Annotated in this window: 17 protein-coding genes and 1 other RNA gene; 9 read left to right on the top strand and 9 right to left on the bottom strand. The window is 64.2% G+C overall.

Going from position 1 to position 18,507, the window contains the following annotated elements:
* Window positions 1–182 precede the first annotated feature (182 nt).
* On the top strand, window positions 183–725 hold the full coding sequence (gene ruvC, locus GH665_RS02270) for a crossover junction endodeoxyribonuclease RuvC (protein ID WP_093635488.1): 543 nt from the start codon (window positions 183–185) through the stop codon (window positions 723–725).
* Between the two features lie 4 nt (window positions 726–729).
* Here the strand turns inward: ruvC and GH665_RS02265 are convergent, their stop codons facing one another.
* Entirely contained in the window at window positions 730–1,362 is a 633-nt protein-coding gene (locus GH665_RS02265) for a LysE family translocator (RefSeq protein WP_153134497.1), read from the bottom strand.
* 197 nt (window positions 1,363–1,559) lie between these two features.
* On the opposite strand from GH665_RS02265, the gene ruvA reads away from it, so the two are divergent.
* Both ruvA and ruvB read left to right on the top strand, forming a co-directional pair.
* Window positions 1,560–2,141 carry a Holliday junction branch migration protein RuvA gene (gene ruvA / locus GH665_RS02260; RefSeq protein WP_153134496.1) on the top strand — a complete coding sequence of 194 codons (582 nt, stop codon included), beginning with the start codon at window positions 1,560–1,562 and terminating at the stop codon, window positions 2,139–2,141.
* Window positions 2,142–2,262: 121 nt separating this feature from the next.
* Entirely contained in the window at window positions 2,263–3,327 is a 1,065-nt protein-coding gene (ruvB, locus tag GH665_RS02255; protein ID WP_153134495.1) for a Holliday junction branch migration DNA helicase RuvB, read from the top strand.
* Window positions 3,328–3,387: 60 nt separating this feature from the next.
* Here ruvB and GH665_RS02250 read toward each other — a convergent pair whose 3' ends face one another.
* The 3 genes from GH665_RS02250 to tyrS all read right to left on the bottom strand — a co-directional run bounded on the left by GH665_RS02250 (window position 3,388) and on the right by tyrS (window position 5,950).
* Entirely contained in the window at window positions 3,388–4,065 is a 678-nt protein-coding gene (locus tag GH665_RS02250; protein WP_153134494.1) for a histidine phosphatase family protein, read from the bottom strand.
* Between the two features lie 110 nt (window positions 4,066–4,175).
* Window positions 4,176–4,634, bottom strand: a complete 459-nt coding sequence (gene dtd / locus GH665_RS02245) for a D-aminoacyl-tRNA deacylase (protein WP_153134493.1) — start codon at window positions 4,632–4,634, stop codon at window positions 4,176–4,178.
* 65 nt (window positions 4,635–4,699) lie between these two features.
* Window positions 4,700–5,950, bottom strand: a complete 1,251-nt coding sequence (gene tyrS / locus GH665_RS02240; protein ID WP_153134492.1) for a tyrosine--tRNA ligase — start codon at window positions 5,948–5,950, stop codon at window positions 4,700–4,702.
* A gap of 205 nt (window positions 5,951–6,155) precedes the next feature.
* Here tyrS and GH665_RS02235 point away from each other — a divergent pair, with 205 nt between their 5' ends.
* Window positions 6,156–7,286, top strand: a complete 1,131-nt coding sequence (locus GH665_RS02235; protein WP_153134491.1) for an anhydro-N-acetylmuramic acid kinase — start codon at window positions 6,156–6,158, stop codon at window positions 7,284–7,286.
* 88 nt (window positions 7,287–7,374) lie between these two features.
* Here the strand turns inward: GH665_RS02235 and erpA are convergent, their stop codons facing one another.
* The 3 genes from erpA to rplM form a co-directional block, all read right to left on the bottom strand.
* Window positions 7,375–7,740 (bottom strand): iron-sulfur cluster insertion protein ErpA, encoded by a 366-nt coding sequence (erpA, locus tag GH665_RS02230; protein WP_007180424.1) that lies wholly within the window; start codon window positions 7,738–7,740, stop codon window positions 7,375–7,377.
* Between the two features lie 268 nt (window positions 7,741–8,008).
* Window positions 8,009–8,401, bottom strand: a complete 393-nt coding sequence (rpsI, locus tag GH665_RS02225; RefSeq protein WP_007180423.1) for a 30S ribosomal protein S9 — start codon at window positions 8,399–8,401, stop codon at window positions 8,009–8,011.
* 11 nt (window positions 8,402–8,412) lie between these two features.
* Complete coding sequence (rplM, locus tag GH665_RS02220; protein ID WP_007180422.1) at window positions 8,413–8,841, bottom strand: 50S ribosomal protein L13; 429 nt, start codon at window positions 8,839–8,841, stop codon at window positions 8,413–8,415.
* 334 nt (window positions 8,842–9,175) lie between these two features.
* On the opposite strand from rplM, the gene GH665_RS02215 reads away from it, so the two are divergent.
* The 5 genes from GH665_RS02215 to GH665_RS02195 all read left to right on the top strand — a co-directional run bounded on the left by GH665_RS02215 (window position 9,176) and on the right by GH665_RS02195 (window position 17,120).
* Window positions 9,176–9,808 (top strand): response regulator, encoded by a 633-nt coding sequence (locus tag GH665_RS02215; protein ID WP_153134490.1) that lies wholly within the window; start codon window positions 9,176–9,178, stop codon window positions 9,806–9,808.
* Window positions 9,809–9,848: 40 nt separating this feature from the next.
* The gene (locus GH665_RS02210; protein ID WP_153134489.1) at window positions 9,849–13,160 is read left to right on the top strand and encodes an ATP-binding protein; all 3,312 of its coding nucleotides are present in this window, start codon (window positions 9,849–9,851) and stop codon (window positions 13,158–13,160) included.
* 114 nt (window positions 13,161–13,274) lie between these two features.
* Window positions 13,275–13,703 (top strand): DUF1090 family protein, encoded by a 429-nt coding sequence (locus GH665_RS02205; protein WP_153134488.1) that lies wholly within the window; start codon window positions 13,275–13,277, stop codon window positions 13,701–13,703.
* Between the two features lie 90 nt (window positions 13,704–13,793).
* Complete coding sequence (locus tag GH665_RS02200) at window positions 13,794–16,247, top strand: fimbria/pilus outer membrane usher protein (protein ID WP_153134487.1); 2,454 nt, start codon at window positions 13,794–13,796, stop codon at window positions 16,245–16,247.
* Window positions 16,248–16,697: 450 nt separating this feature from the next.
* Window positions 16,698–17,120, top strand: coding sequence for an OsmC family protein (locus tag GH665_RS02195; protein WP_153134486.1), 423 nt, complete (start codon window positions 16,698–16,700; stop codon window positions 17,118–17,120).
* A gap of 94 nt (window positions 17,121–17,214) precedes the next feature.
* Here the strand turns inward: GH665_RS02195 and rnpB are convergent.
* An RNA gene (rnpB, locus tag GH665_RS02190) (RNase P RNA component class A) lies at window positions 17,215–17,628 on the bottom strand.
* A gap of 41 nt (window positions 17,629–17,669) precedes the next feature.
* Complete coding sequence (locus GH665_RS02185) at window positions 17,670–18,503, bottom strand: DUF3025 domain-containing protein (RefSeq protein WP_153134485.1); 834 nt, start codon at window positions 18,501–18,503, stop codon at window positions 17,670–17,672.
* Between the last annotated feature and the right edge of the window lie 4 nt (window positions 18,504–18,507).

Here is an 18,507-nt window from a genome sequence, read left to right as displayed (position 1 = left end):
GCTTGAGTGAAACGGCCCGGCGGAGTTTTCCGCCGGGCCGTTTTCTTTCGCGTGTCTACGCGATCTCTTTTCGACGCATGCGCCCGTTTTTATTCCGCCTGCATCGCTGCTCACCGACCGCCACGCAGCGCGTTCGTTGTAGTATCGCAAGCACCTGCTTTTAACCGCTTATGCGGCACCTCATGAGAATTCTCGGTATCGACCCCGGCTTGCGCGTGACCGGCTTCGGCGTGATCGATCAACACGGCCACAAGCTCAGCTACGTCGCGAGCGGCACGATTAAAACCGCCGACGCCGATCTGCCCTCGCGTCTCGGCACTATTTTCGAAGGCATTTCGACACTGATCCGTCAGCATTCACCGGATCAGTCGGCGATCGAAAAGGTGTTCGTCAACGTCAATCCGCAATCCACTCTGCTGCTCGGCCAGGCACGCGGCGCGGCGATCTGTGGGCTGGTGGCAGGCGGCGTGCCGGTTGCCGAATACACGGCCTTGCAGTTGAAGCAGGCCGTGGTCGGCTACGGCCGCGCAACCAAAGAGCAGATGCAGCAGATGGTGGTACGGCTGCTCAACCTCTCCGGCGTGCCCGGCACTGACGCCGCCGACGCCCTCGGCATGGCGATCTGCCACGCACATGGGGGCTCGACGCTTAGTACGCTGGGTGGTATTGCACCGTCGCTCGCGAAGAAAGGCTTGCGTGTGCGGCGTGGACGGCTGGTGGGCTAGGCCCTCAGTTCCGGCTTGCCAGCGCCAGCCGGCAAGCCAGCCCGGCGAACACGGTTCCCAGCAGATACTGCGGCAGACGCGACGGCCGGCGCCCGGCACTGAGCTTACGGCTCAGCTTGCTCGCCATCAGAATCACCGCGCCGTTCACACAGAAGCCGATCAGATTCAGCACGGTCGCGAGCACCATGATCTGCAACGCCACCGAGCCCGCTTCGGGCCGCACGAACTGCGGAAATAGCGCGAGTACGAACAGCGCGACTTTGGGGTTCAGCAAATTGGTGAAGAGACCCTGCCGGAAGATGCGGCCGACCGGATAACGGCTCATCGAGGCATTCGGCGACAGCACCGTGCCTTGCGTGCGGAAGGTCTTCCAGGCGAGGTACAGCAGATAAGCGGCGCCGGCGAAACGCACGACGTCATAGGCCGTGGGCACGGCCAGAAACAGTTGCGACAGGCCGAATGCGGCAGCCAGCGCATGACAGTAAGTGCCGACCAGAATACCCGCCAACGAGGCGAAACCAGCGGGACGTCCCTGGCTCACACTGCGCGAAGCGATTAGCAGCATGTCGGGGCCGGGTGTGGCGGTCAACGCGAGACACGCGCCGGCAAACAGCGCGAGAGTGGTAAGGCTCAGCATGGAAGCTCCTTCTGGTTGTGCCGGGCGAGAACCCGCCAAAAGGGATCTCAGTCTAGGGGGCCGCAACACGCTGGTCAACCGCGATCACGCATAATGCAGCGCGCCACTGCGCAGCTTGCCGGCGCGCCATCGCGCTACCACGCCCGCCGCTCACTCGCTGCGCTACACTCGCCCTTTCTCTCGAGATTGAATCCGCCATGATCGGTCGCATTGCCGGCGTTCTGCTGGAAAAAAACCCGCCACATCTGCTCATCGACTGCAACGGCGTGGGTTACGAAGTCGATGTACCGATGAGCACGTTCTACAACCTGCCCTCGACCGGCGAGCGCGTCGTGCTGCTCACGCAAATGATCGTGCGTGAAGATGCGCATCTGCTCTATGGCTTCGGCACGGCCGAGGAACGCTCGACCTTCCGCGAATTGCTGAAAATCACCGGCATCGGCGCACGCATGGCGCTCGCCGTGCTCTCCGGCATGAGCGTGCATGAACTGGCGCAGACGGTCACGATGCAGGACGCTGCGCGCCTGACACGCGTGCCCGGTATCGGCAAGAAAACGGCAGAGCGTCTGCTTCTCGAATTGAAGGGCAAGATCGGCGCCGACCTGGGCGCGATGGCGGGCACGGTATCGGCCTCCGATCACGCCTCCGACATCCTGAACGCACTGATCTCGTTGGGCTACTCCGAAAAAGAAGCGCTGGCGGCCGTCAAGAACGTGCCGGCGGGCACCGGCGTTTCCGAAGGGATCAAGCTCGCGCTGAAGGCGCTCTCCAAGGGTTAATAGCTCATGCCGTGACGGTGGCGCTGCGTGCGATACGTAGAGCTTCGCACACGGCTGCGCGACGCACACCCTGGCCGTTCGGCCGGGTTTCGCAATGGGCGGGGCGCGGTACAATGACCGCATGATCGAAACCGACAAACTCGCCGCCGAGCGCATCATCGCGGCCACGCCCGTCTCGCCGAACGAAGAAGCGTTCGAGCGCGCGCTGCGCCCGCGCCAGCTCGACGAGTATGTCGGGCAGGAAAAAGTGCGCGGTCAGCTGGAAATCTTCATCGAAGCCGCCAAGCGCCGCTCGGAATCGCTCGACCACGTGCTGCTGTTCGGGCCGCCGGGTCTCGGCAAAACCACGCTCGCGCACATCATCGCGCGGGAAATGGGTGTCAATCTGCGGCAAACCTCCGGCCCGGTGCTCGAACGCGCTGGCGACCTTGCCGCGTTGCTCACTAATCTCGAAGCCAACGACGTCCTGTTCATCGACGAAATCCACCGGCTCTCGCCGGTCGTCGAAGAAATTCTGTATCCGGCGTTGGAGGATTATCAGATCGACATCATGATTGGCGAAGGACCGGCCGCGCGCAGCGTGAAGCTGGATCTGCAACCTTTCACGCTAGTCGGTGCCACCACTCGCGCGGGCATGCTGACCAATCCGTTGCGCGATCGCTTCGGCATCGTCGCGCGGCTCGAGTTTTATAACGCCGAAGAACTGGCGCGCATCGTCACCCGTTCGGCGTCGCTGCTAAATGCGCAGATTCACCCGGACGGCGCGTTCGAAATCGCCAAGCGCGCGCGCGGCACGCCGCGGATCGCGAACCGGCTGCTGCGCCGTGTGCGCGATTTCGCCGAGGTGAAAGCGGACGGCAATATCACCGCGCAGGTGGCCGACGCCGCGCTCAAAATGCTCGACGTGGACGCGGTCGGTTTCGACCTGATGGACCGCAAGCTGCTTGAGGCGATCCTGCACAAGTTCGACGGCGGCCCGGTCGGCGTCGACAACCTGGCAGCGGCAATCGGCGAAGAACGCGACACGATCGAAGACGTGCTCGAACCGTATCTGATCCAGCAAGGCTTCCTGCAGCGCACCCCGCGCGGCCGCGTCGCCACGCTGCTTACGTACCGGCATTTCGGCCTCGCCGCGCCGGACGCTTCGAGCCCAATACCCGGCCTGTGGGATTCGGCCGCGACCTGAACGTCGCGCATCTGACCACCGGCAACAACCCCACACCGCAGAGCTCTGGAAGCGCGCCGCTTAACGGCCCGGTTCCGGCACCCGCTTGAAGCTATCGTCCGCGCTGGGCGCATCGAGATGCGACACATCCGCCCACGCGGTCACCGTTGCCTTGCTGCCGTCGTCGGCGTAGTCCACCACGTTGACGCTCGTGTTCAGCAGCGCGTAATCGCGCGGCACTTCGAGTGACAATCCGCACGCAAAACGGCGCACGCAATCAAGCACACCGCCATGCGCGACGACAGCGATCCGTCCGCCCGGATGTGCCGCCACCAAAGGTTCGACCGCATGCAGCACGCGATGGTAAAACACGCGCTGCGATTCTCCCTCGGGTGGTGCGAAACCCGGATCGCGGGTTTGCCAGTGCGCGTATTCATCAGGGAAACGGACGGCGATCTCGTCGCTATCATGCCCCTGGAACGCGCCGTATGAACGCTCGCGCAAGCCTTCACGCAGTTGCAGCGGCAGGCCGAGCGCGTCGGCGATCGGCTGGGCGGTCTGCTGCGCGCGTTGCAGATCGCTCGAATAAATCGCATCGAGCCGCGCGCCCTCTTTCGCCTCATTCGCGATACGGCGCGCAAGGCGTTGTGCCTGCGCTAGGCCGGTCGTCGCGAGTGGGATGTCGATGTGGCCTTGAATGCGCTTGATCTGGTTCCAGTCGGTCTCGCCGTGGCGGATGAACAGAATCTGCGTGGTCATGGGATGAGTGGGCGCCAGTAGCCGGTTTATGCCGAGCCGCTATTGTCGCAAAAAGCGGCTGCAGAAGTAGAAGCGTGCCGCCGCGTGCGCCAGGCGACGGTAGTTGAAATTCAGGCGTTGGTCTGCAGCCAGAACGTGACCGGCCCGTCGTTGACGAGCGATACCTGCATATCGGCGCCGAATTCGCCGGTCTCGACGATCGGGTGCCTGGCGCGGGCTGCTGAGACGAAGTAGTCGAATAGCCGCTTGCCCTCGTCGGGCGGTGCGGCGGGCGTAAAGCTGGGACGCAGGCCGCTGTTGGTGTCCGCAGCCAGCGTGAACTGCGAAACGAGCAGCAAGCCGCCTGCGCGCCCGGCGCCGTCGAGATTCTGCACGGAGAGATTCATCTTGCCGGCTGCATCGCTGAAGACACGGTAGCCGAGCATCTTGGCGAGCAAGCGGTCGGCGGCGGCTTCGGTGTCGCCGCGTTCGGCGCAGACGAGCGCGAGCAGGCCCGTCTCGATCGCGCCGGTCACGCGCTCGCCCACGCGCACTTCCGCGCGCCGAACGCGCTGGATCAGCGCGATCATGCGCTCGACTCCGGATGCAACGACGCTCGCGTCACCATCGTGCTCATCGTGCTATGGCCGCGCGGTCAAGCGGTCAGCGTGACGCGCGCAAAACGACGCTTACCGACCTGCACGACGTACTCGCCGGCTTCAATCTTCAAGCCCTTGTCGGACACGGTCACGCCGTCGATCTTCACGCCGCCCTGCTCGATGTTGCGCAACGCCTCGCTGGTCGACGGCACGAGGTTGGCCTGCTTGAGCAACTGGCCGATCGCGAGCGGCGCGCCCGCGAGCGTCACCGCCGGAATGTCGTCCGGCACGCCGCCCTTCGCGCGATGATTGAAGTCTTCGAGCGCGCGCTCGGCGTCGGCTTGCGAGTGAAAGCGCGCGACGATTTCCTGGCCGAGCATCACTTTGAAATCGCGCGGATTGCGCCCTGCTTCGATCTCTTTCCTGAAGCCGGCGATCTCATCCATCGGACGGAACGACAGCAGTTCGAAGTAGCGCCACATCAGGACGTCGGAGATGCTCATCAGCTTGCCGAACATGTCCGTCGGCTTTTCGCTGATGCCGATGTAGTTGTTCTTCGACTTCGACATCTTCTCGACGCCGTCGAGGCCTTCGAGCAAGGGCATCGTCAAGATGCACTGCTGCTCCTGGCCATACTGCTTCTGCAACTCACGTCCCACCAGCAGGTTGAACTTCTGGTCCGTGCCGCCCAGTTCCAGATCCGCATTGAGCGCGACCGAGTCGTAGCCTTGCATCAGCGGGTACAGGAATTCATGGATCGAGATCGGCACACCGCCCTGGAAGCGCTTGGTGAAATCTTCGCGCTCGAGAATACGCGCCACGGTGTAGCGCGATGCCAGCTTGATCATGCCGTCGGCACCGAGCGGCATCGACCATTCGCTGTTGTAGCGGATTTCGGTCTTGTCGCGGTCGAGCACCAGCGCGGCCTGCTCGAAATACGTTTTCGCGTTCGATTCGATCTGCTCGCGCGTAAGCGGCGGGCGCGTGGCGTTGCGCCCCGACGGGTCGCCAATCAGCGACGTGAAGTCGCCGATCAGGAAAATCACCGTATGGCCCAGATCCTGCAACTGGCGCATCTTGTTCAGCACGACCGTGTGGCCGATGTGGATGTCAGGCGCGGTCGGATCGAGGCCGAGCTTGATACGCAGCGGCTTGCCTGTTGCCGCGCTCTTCGCGAGCTTTTGCGCGAATTCGTCTTCGATCAGCAGTTCGTCGACGCCGCGCTTGGTAACGGCGAGCGCGTGACGGACTTCGTCGGTGATCGGGAAGGCGGCAGCGGGGTTAGGCTTGGTGGACTCGGTGGTCATGCTGGAAACGTGAAGTCGCGAAAAAAGGAGATTGTCCCATAGATGCGCGCCGCCGCGCCCACTGACTCGGCCATAAGCCCCCTGGCGGCGCATGATTTCGGCTGGCCGGCCGCGCCATTGGCGTCGTGACGCTTTATATTCGGCCGCGCTTGCGTCGATAATCTGCTAAAACAGATCGCAATGAGTCATCGAGAGGAGCAGCAACGTGGCGCAAGACCCAGCAGACGGCGTCTACTTTGGATTGATGTCCGGCACGAGCATGGACGGTGTCGACGGTGTGGCGGTCCGATTTGCCCAAGGCAAGCCGCCGGTGGTGCTGGCCGAAGCGTTTGTCGGCTTCGCGGCAGGTTTGCGCGAAGCGCTATTCGCGCTTCAACAGCCGGGAGACAACGAGATCGAACGCGAAGCGCTGGCCGCCAATGCGCTCGCCACGCGCTACACGGTGTGCTGCCACGAATTGCTGCAAGCCAGCCGCGTGCCGGCCGCGGAAGTCCGTGCGGTCGGCGTCCATGGCCAGACGGTGCGGCATAGGCCCGAAAAGGGTTACACGCGGCAGATCAACAACCCCGCGCTGCTCGCGGAAATGTTGCACATCGACGTGGTGGCCGACTTCCGCAGCCGCGACGTCGCGGCTGGCGGTCAGGGCGCGCCGCTCGTGCCGGCGTTTCACGCCACGGTGTTCGGCGCGAAAGACGAAACGCGGGTGGTCTGCAATCTCGGCGGCATCAGCAACATCACGATCCTGAACGCGACCGGCGGCGTGCGCGGGTTCGACTGCGGACCGGCGAACGCGCTGCTCGACGAATGGGCGCAGCGCCATCTCGGCAAGCCGTTCGATGAAAACGGCCATTTCGCCGCGAGCGGACAGGTCGACCGGACATTGCTGAACGCGCTGCTCGATGAGCCCTTTTTCTCGCAACAACCGCCGAAAAGCACAGGTCGCGACCTGTTCAATGCGCAATGGCTGGATGCCAAACTCCAGCCGTTCGCCGCGCTCGCGCCCGCCGATGTCCAAGCCACATTGGTCGCGCTGACCGCGGTAACGGTTGCTCGCGAAATCGAACGGCATGCATCGGACGCCAAGGCGGTCTATGTGTGTGGTGGCGGCGCGCGCAATGCGGAGATTATGAAAGCCCTGCAGCAGGCGCTGGAGGACAGCGGCGTAAGCGGCGTGCCCGTGATGACGACCGACGCGCTCGGCGTCCCGCCGAGCCAGGTCGAGCCGCTGGCGTTTGCATGGCTCGCCATGCGCTGCGTGGCGCGCTTGCCGGGCAATTTACCGGCCGTCACCGGTGCTGCGGCGGAGCGCGTGCTGGGCGCGATCTACCCACGCTAAGCCGGGTATCTGGGTTTTAGCTCAAGCAATAAAAAACGGGGCCGAAAGCAGCCCCGTTTTCTTCTACAACCTGCCGCCTAGACAGCCATCAAACCGAGAACGACGAGCCGCAACCACAGGTCGTGGTCGCATTCGGGTTCTTGATGACAAACTGGGCGCCGTTGATGTCGTCCTTATAATCGATCTCAGCGCCGACCAGGTACTGGTAGCTCATCGAATCGATCAGCAGCTGGACGCCGCTCTTGTTCATGACGGTGTCGTCTTCATTGACGGCTTCGTCGAACGTAAAACCGTACTGAAAGCCCGAGCAGCCGCCGCCCTGCACGAAAACGCGCAGTTTGAGGTCCGCATTGCCTTCTTCTTCGATCAGTTGCTTGACCTTGTCAGCCGCTGCGTCGGTAAAAACGAAGGGGGCGGGCATCTCGGTCACGGGTGTATCGGTGACTGCGTTCATTCGAACTCTCCAAAAAGCTTCTAACCGCTATTGTAGGGCTGATCTCAATATCGTGCTGAAGCCCACAAAATCAATGGGTTCTTCCAGGAAACACGAGCGATCGGGGCGCTAGCCGCCGTCAGCCTGCCTGAGCGGCTTACCCCGCCGCCAAAGCGAAAAAACCGTTGCCGCCAACCGACGTGGAAAACCATAAAAAAAGCCGCCTTCGCGAAAGCGTTGGCGGCTTTTGCAGCGCTCCAGCCCGAAAGCCGAATCGCACCCGAAGCGATTAACGCTTCGAGAATTGCTTCCTGCGACGTGCCTTGTGGAAGCCGACCTTCTTACGTTCGACTTCACGAGCATCACGCGTAACGAAGCCAGCCTTCGACAGTTCCGGCTTCAGCGTTGCGTCGTAGTCCATCAGCGCGCGGGTGATGCCGTGGCGAACCGCACCGGCTTGACCCGTTTCACCGCCACCGTTCACGTTGACTTTGATGTCGAACGTGACGCCATGGTTCGTGAGTTCCAGCGGCTGACGCACGATCATCAGCGACGTTTCGCGCGAGAAGTAGTCGGCGATAGGCTTGCCGTTTACAATGATCTCGCCCTTGCCAGCCTTGATGAAGACGCGTGCGACGGCGCTCTTGCGGCGGCCCGTGCCGTAATTCCAGTTACCGATCATGTGGGCTCCCCTTAGATCTCGAGCGCTTTCGGCTGTTGTGCCGAATGCGGATGCGTTGCTTCAGCGTAGACCTTCAGCTTCTTGATCATCGCGTAGCCGAGCGGGCCCTTCGGCAGCATGCCCTTGACCGCTTTCTCGAGCGCACGGCCCGGGAAGCGTTCTTGCATCTTGCCGAACGTCGTTTCATAGATACCGCCCGGGTAGCCCGAGTGACGGTAGTACTTCTTGTCAGTAGCCTTGTTGCCCGTGACACGCAGCTTGCCGGCGTTGATAACGATGATGAAATCACCGGTGTCGACGTGCGGAGTGAATTCAGGCTTGTGCTTGCCGCGAAGACGGTGTGCCACTTCGCTGGCGACACGCCCGAGAACCTTATCCGTCGCGTCAATCACGTACCATTCACGCGTAACCTCATGGGCTTTTGCGGAAAACGTCTTCATGATCGATCCAAAAAAATTGCTGCGCCCAATGTGTTTTTTCCTGCTTGTAGTGTGCGCATCGAGGCGCGTGCAGGCTCTCCCTGGTTCTTCCTCCGCGGGCGCGGATGCGGAAAAGCTCTGAATTATAAAGGAAAATCAAGGCGCAAGTCAAAAGTGGCGCCTAACGTGGCGCGACGGCCCGGCGTGAATGCTGATGACCGCCCGTGAAAGTGAATTTTCTTCATCGAAAACGGCGTTCCACGTCACGAACTGCGCCCATTGCGACATCAAAGCGCACAAATCGATAGCCCGGGTTTGCTAAGGTTGTCCGACTTTCACTCCGTAAGGATCTCCAATGCTCCGGATCGGTCTGGCGGACGACCATCCCGTGATCATGGACGCGCTCGAATCGGCCTTTGTCGAAGCGGGCGGATTCAGCGTCGTGTTCAAGGCGCGCACCGGCGCCCAGTTGATCGAGGCGCTGCGCGCCCAGCCCTGCGACGCCGTGGTCACGGATTACTCCATGGCCCAAGGCATGTCCGGCGGCGACGGTCTCGCGCTAATCGCGCAGTTGCTGCGCCAGTTTCCCACCGTGCGGGTTATCGTCTTCACCATGCTCGCCAATCCGGCGCTTTGCGAACAGCTCGCCGCGCTCGGCGTGCATGGGATCGTCAGCAAGAGCGACGACCGCGCCGAAGTGCTGGCCGCCATGCGCGCGCTATCAGCCGGCGGCGAGCCGCCTATTCTATCGCCCGGCGTGCGGGCGTCGATCGGCGCGCGCAGGAGCCGCGCGCCGCAGCCGCTCAGCCAACGAGAAACCGACGTGGTCCGGTTGTTCGCTCAAGGCCACTCGCTCGACGAGATCGCGACCAGTCTGAATCGCGCCAAAACTACCGTGGCCACGCACAAACAGAACGCCATGCAGAAGCTCGGGCTCACGAGCAACGCGGAACTGGTCCGCTACGCCTACGAGCTCGGCATTGCCTGACGTGCGAGACCCGGGCGCAATCAGGTGCACGACAACCCGGTTGCGGCGGGCTCTCGGGGCGGCGGCCTGCGTCACGATGCTGGCGGCGGCTCCCCGCCTCAGCGCCGCTGGCATCGCGTCCGGCGCTGAGGCGTCGGAGCGCGCCAGTCCGGCGCTGCTGGCTCGGGCGCCCGGCCGCCAGAGCGCGCCCTCCGCCGCGCTGCTGCGTCTCGGCAGTCAACTGGCGCCCACCCGATTCGCCGCGCCGCTGACGCTCGCGTCCCGTCAATGGCTCGCCAGTCACCGCATGCTGACCGTGGGCGTGTGGGGCAACGACTACGCGCCGGTCCAGTTCCGCCCAGGCAACAACACGATGGCCGGCATTGCCGCGGACTACCTGCACCTGCTGGCCAATTCGCTCGACACGCCGATCCGCGTCCGCTGGTTCGCGAGCCAGGCGGCTGCGCTCGCGGCCCTCAAGTCGCACGATATCGACCTGCTCAGCGTGATTGGCTCGCCGGGCGCCCAGGCGTTCGACGACGTCGAGCGCGTGCCGTATCTGCGCATGCCCCTCGCAATCGTGCGTCGCGCCGGCCCCGCGCTGGACACAGACGGCGCGTGGCATGGGCGCGCGGCCGTCATCGAAGATCAGCGGGACGCCCTTGCGGTGCTGCGGCGCCATCAGCCCGCAGCGGCCCCACCGCTCGACGAACCATCGCTGTACCGGGCGCTCGCCGCCGTCTCGCTCGGCGAAGCGGACTATTACATCGGCGACCTGGTCTCCGCGACGTTTTGCGTGGAGCAAGGGATGTATCTCAACCTCCGCGTGGCGCGAGTCGACAGTACGCAAACCGCGTTTTCCGTCGCCGTGGCGTCCGACCGGCCGGCCTTGAAAGACGCCGTCGAGACCTCCTTCGGCGCACTCCCCGCGTGGCTCGAAGCGAGCGTGCTGCGCCGCTGGGCGGCCGGCGCGGCGCAAGATATGCAGGACGGCCCGCTGCCGTTGAGTCCGGCCGAGCGCGCCTGGATCGCAGCGCACCCGGTCGTGCCGGTGGGCGTCGATACGGCCGACGCGCCGTACACCTTCGTGGATTCGGCCGGCGAATTCTCGGGCGTGCACGCGGAATTGCTCAAGTTGATCGGCCGGCGCACGGGGCTGCGCTTCGAGGTCGTCGCGCGGGACACCCTGCCGGCACTAGAGGCCGATCTGCGCGCCGGACACACCGCGCTCGTCACGACGCTCATGCCCACACCCGCGCGCAACGCCTTCATGACATTTTCCGACCCCGTCATGCCGCTGATCTGGGCAATCGTCGCGCGCGAAGGCGACGCGTCCATCACGAGTCTGCGCAGTCTGCACGGCAAACGGCTCGCGCTGGTCACCGGACATGCGCTTGCGAGCATCGTGCTGGCCGTGCATCCATCGATCCGGCTCGTGTTCGTGCGCACCGCCGCCGACGCGCTCGATCTGGTCGCCCGGGGCGGCGCGGACGCCACGCTGCAAACCATGGGCGGCGCGAGTTATTCGATCGAGCGATTTTTCCCCGACCGGCTGCGCATCGCCGGCACCGCGTTCGACGACCCCGATCAGGTCCGGTTCGGTGTCTCGCCCGCGGCGCCCGAACTGCTCGGCATCCTCGACAAGGCGCTTGCCGCGATCACGCCGGCCGAGCGCGCCGCGATCGCATCACGCTGGCTCGCGCACATCAACTATCCGAGCGGCACGTGGGACAGTCTGCGCCGCTCGGTATTCCGCTGGCTGCCGTGGGGGCTCGCGGCGCTGGCGCTCGCGGTAGTGTGGAACAGCCTGCTGCAATACCAGATCCGCCGACGGCGCCAAGTGGAGCGCGAACTTCGAGCGGCGCGCGATGCTGCCGAACGGGCGAGCGCGGACAAGAGCGAATTTCTCGCGCTGATGAGCCACGAAATCCGCACGCCGATGAGCGCCGTGCTCGGCCTGCTGGAACAGGCACAACGGCGCGCGGCAGCGGGCATCGCCGACCCCGCGCCGCTGGCGATCGCGCGCCGCTCCGCGCTTGGTCTGCTGGAACTGGTCGGCGATCTGCTCGACGTGCACAAGTCCGAGGCCGGCGAGCTGCGCGTCACGCCGCGCGCCGTCGATCTGCGCGCCCTGCTCGCCGAGACCGCGACGCTTTTCGCCGCCGCCGCGCATGAGAAAGGCATCGAACTGCGCGCAGAGACGGCGCCCGATGTGCCGCACGGCGCCCGCTTCGATCCGCTCCGGCTTCGCCAGGTGATCGGCAACGTGCTGTCGAACGCGGTGAAGTTCACCGAGCGCGGCGAGGTCGTGCTGCACGCCTCGCTCGAGGTCGATCCTGATGGCAAGCCAATCTTGTGCATCGACATCCGCGACACCGGCGAAGGCATCGCGCCCGACGAACTCGACCGTCTGTTCGAACCGTTCAGACAGACGTCGGCGGCGGCGGTGCGCGTGGGGACGGGCCTGGGCCTCGTGGTCGTCAAGCGGCTGGTCGCGCTGATGAACGGCAGCGTGGACGTTACCAGCGCAGCAGGACGCGGTACCTGCGTCCTGCTGCGCCTGCCGTGCATGGCGTGCGATCCGCCGACTGTGGCATCCGGCGACGCGTTCGAGTCCGGTTCGTCAGGCACGCCGGCGAGGCCGCGCGCGGGCGCTTCGTTGCGCGTCCTCGCGGTCGACGATCATCCGTTGAACCTGCGCATTCTGGCGGACCAGTTGAGGGAACTGGGTTGCACGCCCGTCGAGGCCTGCGACGCAGACGCCGCGCTGGCCTCGCTGGCCGCACTCGACTCCGGCGTGGACCTGATGTTCACCGATTGCAACATGCCGGGCATGTCGGGCCTCGAACTCACGCGCCTCATTCGCGCCGCCGAAAACGGCGCCGCTCGCCCTCGCCTGCCGATTCTCGGCTACACCGCCAACGCGCTGCCCAACGCGCATGCCGATTGCCTTGCTGCGGGCATGGATCAGGTGCTGGTGAAGCCACTTGCGCTGGGGCAACTCGCGGCTGCGTTGGCGCGCTGGTTGCCGGCGCGCTTCGTGATGAGCGAGACGCACGAGCCTCCCGAATGCGATGCGGCGCCGCAACCGGTCACACCTGAACTCGCCGCCAGCCTCGCGGAAGATCTCGCTGCGCTGAAGGCCTCGATTGATCGCGGCGCATGGCAAACCGCCGCCGACTACGCGCATCGGATGCGCGGCGTGATCGCCTGTGCGTCGCCCGATGAAGCCGTCGATCACGCCTGCATCGTTCTGGAGATGCAGGCCTGCCGACGTGCGCCGGATGTCGCCACCGCATTGAACGCGCAGTACGCGCGGCTCGAAGCGCTGCTGCAACGTCACGTCGCCGTCGTGAACGCAGGCCATCTCTAAAAGAAACGGCCTGCACTTTCGAATCTATACGATGGCAGGCGCCCTCGCGGCCGGGCAAAGTGTCATCGAACGGCACACCCCGCCGCTCTTAACCTGAAGTAGAAAGGTATCCCAATGAAAAAGACTTTGATCGCCGCTGTTATTCCTTTCGTCCTCCTGAGCACGACTGCTTTCGCCGGCACGCAGGACTGCGCGACGCGCGTCAGCGCCCTCAAGTCCGAGATCCAGACGGCCCAACAATTCGGCAACACGCAAAAGGTCCGTGCGCTGCAAGGCGCGCTCGCCGAAGTGCAGGCGCATTGTACCGACGCAGGCCAGGTGCAGCGCGCCGAGCGCAAGGTTCAGGATAAGCAGAACGACGTGCGCAAGGCGCAGGACGAAGTGCGCGACGCCGAAGCCAGGCTGCGTGAAGCACAGGCACGCAATGACGCCAAGAAGATCCAGAAGGCCCAGGAAAAAGTCAGCGACAAGCAGGACAAACTGCGCGAAAAAATGGACGACCTGCGCAGCGCGCAAGCCGATCTCGCCGCACTGAAGGGCTAAACGCCAGAAGCGCCGCGCGCGGCGCTTCGTTTCGGAGCCAACAGGGGCCTCTCGCCCCTGTTTTTTGTTTTTCGCGTCCGACGGATCATTTTGCGCAAGCGCCTACTCTCTTCCGCCTGGAGCCTGGCCTGGCTTGCCCCGGCCTTCGCCTTTGCCAATGAAGCACGCTCGTCCAGCGCGGACGACGGCCCCGCCGACGGTGCACGCCTTGCCGATGCGCCCTTTCGGGCGGCGGTGCTGGGCGCCTTGAAGGGTGAGCCGGAGCCCGGCGCAGAAGTAGCGCCGCCTGGAGACGAAGGTGCGCCGCAGCGCGAGTTCAAACGGTACGCCGTGGTGGTCAATGGACACTGGAGCGGCTTCTCATGGCTCGCGACGGGCGCGGACGGCAAACCTTGCGCTGAAGTGGCCGATTGGCTCGAGTGGGGCGTCATGCCGGCGGCCGAGTTCGCGGCTCAAGCGGACGCCGGCGACGCGCGTTGCGTGATGCCGCAGCGTTCACAACACCCGCACGACGCCGACGCCGCGCCGCCGGACATCCCAGACGACGCTACACCCGAGGAACGCGAAGCGGCCGAGGAAGCCCTGGAGGAAGCGGCCGAGCCGGCGGCGCGCGTGCGATACGATGAGCATCAGCAGCAACTCAACGTGCGCATCGTCGATCCGTTGATGAGCCGCGCGCGCGGTTACGTTGCGCCCGCGCGACTCGATAACGGCGTCGACGCCGTGCGGTTCGACTACCAGTTGAGCGCGTCACATACCGAAGGCGCGAACGCGCTCGACTACAGCCGCCGCACGTCCGCATTCGCCACGCTCAACGCCGGCGCGAACGTCGGCGTGTGGCAGTTCCGTTCGAACCACGTCTACTCGAGCCCCACGATCGGCAAACCCGAATGGGAGCGCCTCGAAACCTACGTGCAGCGCGACGTGCGACGCGTGCGGGGCAAGTTACTGCTGGGCGACGGCGCAACAGACAGTCTTCTGTTCGACAGCATCCCTTTCTCCGGCGCGCAGCTCGCCTCCGACGACAATCTCCTGCCCGACCATCTGAGCGCCGCGCCGCCCGTGGTGCGAGGCAACGCGCTCGGCAGCGCCGAAGTGTTCATTCGCCAGCGCGGGCTGCTCTTCTATCACGCGGTGGTCGCGCCCGGCCCGTTTGCGTTCTACGACGTGCGGCCGCCTTCCAGTAGCGGCGACCTCAGCGTGACGGTGCGCGAGGCGGACGGCACCGAACATGTGTCGGTCGTGCCGTTTATCGCGATGCCGTTGCTCGTACATCAGGATGCGATCAAGTACGCGTTCAACGCCGGACGCTACCGTCGCGCGAGCATGAACGCGGCTTTCGACCAGCCGCCATTCGTGCAGGCCACGCTCGGCATCGGACTGCCGCACCGTCTGAGCGCATTCGGGGGCGCGCTGCAGGCGCGCGGCTACCGTAGCATGGCGGCCGGACTCGGCTGGGACCTGGGCGAAGCCGGCGCGCTTTCTTTCGACCTCGCGCGCTCGCAAGTCGACGCGCCATCCGTGACGATGCCCAGCGGCGTGCGCTTTCGCACGCGCTACGCGAAGTCGTTCGCGTCGACCGGGACCGGCATGAGCGTCGATTGGAGGCAATTCGGCGGCGGCCATTTCCGCACAATGGAAGACATGTTGCAGCGCGATGCGGACGCCGCATTCTGGCGCGATCTGTTCGGCGACACGGATGGCGTGCCATTCAATGAATCCGTGCCGCGTCGGCAGATCCGCCTCAACGTTCAACAGAACGTGGGCGACACCGGCAACGTCTACGCCACCCTGAGCGCGAATAATTACGCCAGCAGCCATCCCGCGCGCGGGACGCTGCAACTGGGCGCGACCTGGTACGGCGACAAATTCGACGTCGATCTGCAGGCCGGCATCCGGCAGATTGGCGGCACGCGCAGCAAATCGTTTCAGGCCACGCTCTCGATCCCGCTTTCGCTGGGCAGCAAAACGGGCAGCCTGCGCTACGGCCTTGCTGCCAGCCGCGACGACGACGGCGCGCTGGTCTGGAGCAATAGCCTGTCCGGCTCCGCGCTCCGTGACTACCGGCTCAATTACGCGCTGACCCAGCAGCATTCCAGCGCTGTGGGCAGCGAAGGGACTGGCCACGTTTCCTATCAGGGCGACGGCGGGCGCATCGATGCCGGCTACGGACAAGGCCGCGGCTACCGGAAAGTGGACATGGCGGTGGCGGGAAGCGTGGTGGGTTTTCACAGCCGCGACGACCGGGCGGCGAAAGGCATCGTGCTCGGTCAGTCGCTGGGCGACACGATTGCCGTGGTCGACGCGCCCGGTTACGCGGATGCCAGCGTGGACGGTCAGTTGTCCACCCGCACCGACGCCCGCGGTCGCGCGATCATCTCTTATCTGACGCCGTATCGGGTGAACCGGGTGGGTCTGGACAGCCTGACGGCCGGTGAAGACCTCGACTACGGCTCCCTGCTCCGGGAGGTCGCGCCGGTATCCGGCTCGGTGCTCTACGTGCCGATTCATCCGCAGAAAATGCCTGGACTGGACTCCAGGTAGAGGGCATTGCCCGGCAATCCACGGACGAAAAAAAACCCGAACGAGCGGTTCGGGTTTAATCCACCAAAGGAGGAGGTGGAGGAGACAGCGGAGGTTGCAGAACTGCTGCAACCGATGGAACTGATTATATGAGGCACCCTTGTGCGACGCAAGAACATTTGCATTGTGAAATGTGATTTTACAATGTGGCAATTAGCACTATGGATGAAAAATCATAAAATTCCCTTTGAAATCAATATCAAATATGTGCGTAAGTGACGGCGAAAGTGGACATCAACTAGAGTAAAACCCCTAAAGCAGTCGGGGCATTCCCGAATCGGCGGAACATGCCGCACCGCAACACGCAAGCAGCCATCGCGCATAAGTTCCGGCGAAAGTCCCTCCGGGCGGACACGCAAACACCGGGCTACAATGCCGTTTCGATATCAGCACAGCGCGGTGGAGCACAGCATGGAATGCAAAGTTAGCTGGATGGGGCAGGACGGAATGGCGTTCGCCGCCGAGACGGGCAGCGGCCATCTGGTCATGATGGACGGCGCGCCGGAAGGCGGCGGCCGCAATCTCGCGCCACGTCCAATGGAAATGGTTCTGCTCGGCACGGGCGGCTGCACGGCCTACGACGTCGTGATGATCCTGAAGAAAAGTCGCCAGGAAGTGGCCGGCTGCTCGGTGACGCTGAAGGCCGAACGCGCCAGCGAAGATCCGAAGGTGTTCACCAGGATCCACTTCCACTTCACCGTGACCGGCAAGAATCTGAACCCGGCTACCGTGGAACGGGCGATCAATCTGTCGCATGACAAATACTGCTCGGCGTCGATCATGATCGCGAAGACCGCCGAACTGTCGCACTCGTTCGATATCGTCGCGGGTTAAGTCCGGCATGGTGGCGGCCTCGGCGCAAGCAGCCGAAGCGCGCACAAAAAACAAAAAGCCGGCGTCCGTTTGGACGCCGGCTTTTTTCATTAGGTGGCAAAGCAAGCCGATAAGCCGGATTCTGTGCACGCGCCGCGTCCGAAAACGTGACGCGCGTAGCAGTCATTCCTCTAGGCACGCCATTACTGACGCGCTCAAGCTTCCTACCCGCAGACGTGACGGGGGCCCCGTCCTGCATCTCGAAGATGCTAGCCTGCCTACTTGGAATTGCTCCGGGTGGAGGTTACCGTGCCGGTCTGCCTTGCAGCAGCCGCGGTGCGCTCTTACCGCACCGTTTCACCCTTACCTGATCCCGGCTTGCGCCGGGCCATCGGCGGTTTGCTTTCTGTTGCCCTGTTCCGCGTGTCGCCACGGATGGCCGTTAGCCATCACCCTGCCCTATGGAGTCCGGACTTTCCTCGCCCTCTTTGGCCGAAACCGCAGAGGCCGCGACTGCCTGGCCTGCTTTGCTGGGGCGCATTTTAACACTGCGGTGGATCGGGAAGAGCTTTAACGCGCGCGCCGCCCCGTGCGAAAGACGGAAGTGTCGTCGTAAAACGTCGGGGACTCGTTCTCCCCGCACCAGCCTGGAATTCCCAGCACAGGCAGCGGGGCAAACATGCGGCTGGTCAATGCATCGGTGTTCAGGAGTGCCGCGCTGACAGACTCGTCGAGCCACGCGTCGCGTGCCGCAACGCCCCAGCCGAAGTACCCGGATGGAACATCGACGATCCACGCATGCCCCGTGCAGGCTTTGAACGGCGCGATCAGCTTTTCCAGCAGTGCGTGACCGAAGCAGCGAACTTCGCAGCGCTTGCCCCAGGCATCACGGTGAGCCACCAGTAGCGTCTGCCAGTCGAATCCGCGCAATGCCGCGCTCAGAACCGGGTCGGCGCAGGCGAACAACAACGCGTTTTCGTCGAATAAGGTCAACGTGTCGCGCACCCCACCGCGGGTCGGTCCAACGCCCAACACGTCGATTGCCGCTGACTGCCGAGCATTCAGCGCCGCCTTGATGCGCGGAAACGCGAACCACATCGACCCGTTGAAGAAGTCATGCAGGTTATGGCGCGTAGGCACGCAGCCGGTCGATGCGATGTGTGCCTCGTAAGCCGCGCCGGGCGGCAGATCGTCCTGCGCGATGAACGCGAGACGCTGGCCACGGCCGGTACGCTGCTGCATGGCGTGCGCATCCGCATTCATCTCGGCAAGCAAGGCCGCATAGCTTTGAAGCGCGGCCTGCTGCCAGCGTTCGCCGCGTGCCGCGAACTGCGCGAACCACGGCTTCGACCAATCGATATCGGCGAAACCAAAGCTCACGCGCGTCGCCTCTTGGTCCTGCATCTAA

Source organism: Paraburkholderia agricolaris, from assembly GCF_009455635.1.
GTDB classification, from domain to species: domain Bacteria; phylum Pseudomonadota; class Gammaproteobacteria; order Burkholderiales; family Burkholderiaceae; genus Paraburkholderia; species Paraburkholderia agricolaris.
The sequence above is the reverse complement of the archived record's forward strand: the minus strand, read 5'-3'. Positions and strand labels throughout refer to the sequence as shown.

Coding starts and splice junctions, on each gene's coding strand:
- tyrS (WP_153134492.1), bottom strand. CDS start 5,950: ATGACCACCGAGTCCACCAAGCCTAACCCCGCTGCCGCCTTCCCGATC.
- rplM (WP_007180422.1), bottom strand. CDS start 8,841: ATGAAGACGTTTTCCGCAAAAGCCCATGAGGTTACGCGTGAATGGTAC.
- GH665_RS02185 (WP_153134485.1), bottom strand. CDS start 18,503: ATGCAGGACCAAGAGGCGACGCGCGTGAGCTTTGGTTTCGCCGATATC.
- GH665_RS02265 (WP_153134497.1), bottom strand. CDS start 1,362: ATGCTGAGCCTTACCACTCTCGCGCTGTTTGCCGGCGCGTGTCTCGCG.
- GH665_RS02215 (WP_153134490.1), top strand. CDS start 9,176: ATGCTCCGGATCGGTCTGGCGGACGACCATCCCGTGATCATGGACGCG.
- ruvB (WP_153134495.1), top strand. CDS start 2,263: ATGATCGAAACCGACAAACTCGCCGCCGAGCGCATCATCGCGGCCACG.
- dtd (WP_153134493.1), bottom strand. CDS start 4,634: ATGATCGCGCTGATCCAGCGCGTTCGGCGCGCGGAAGTGCGCGTGGGC.
- GH665_RS02195 (WP_153134486.1), top strand. CDS start 16,698: ATGGAATGCAAAGTTAGCTGGATGGGGCAGGACGGAATGGCGTTCGCC.
- rpsI (WP_007180423.1), bottom strand. CDS start 8,401: ATGATCGGTAACTGGAATTACGGCACGGGCCGCCGCAAGAGCGCCGTC.
- GH665_RS02205 (WP_153134488.1), top strand. CDS start 13,275: ATGAAAAAGACTTTGATCGCCGCTGTTATTCCTTTCGTCCTCCTGAGC.
- ruvC (WP_093635488.1), top strand. CDS start 183: ATGAGAATTCTCGGTATCGACCCCGGCTTGCGCGTGACCGGCTTCGGC.
- GH665_RS02250 (WP_153134494.1), bottom strand. CDS start 4,065: ATGACCACGCAGATTCTGTTCATCCGCCACGGCGAGACCGACTGGAAC.
- ruvA (WP_153134496.1), top strand. CDS start 1,560: ATGATCGGTCGCATTGCCGGCGTTCTGCTGGAAAAAAACCCGCCACAT.
- erpA (WP_007180424.1), bottom strand. CDS start 7,740: ATGAACGCAGTCACCGATACACCCGTGACCGAGATGCCCGCCCCCTTC.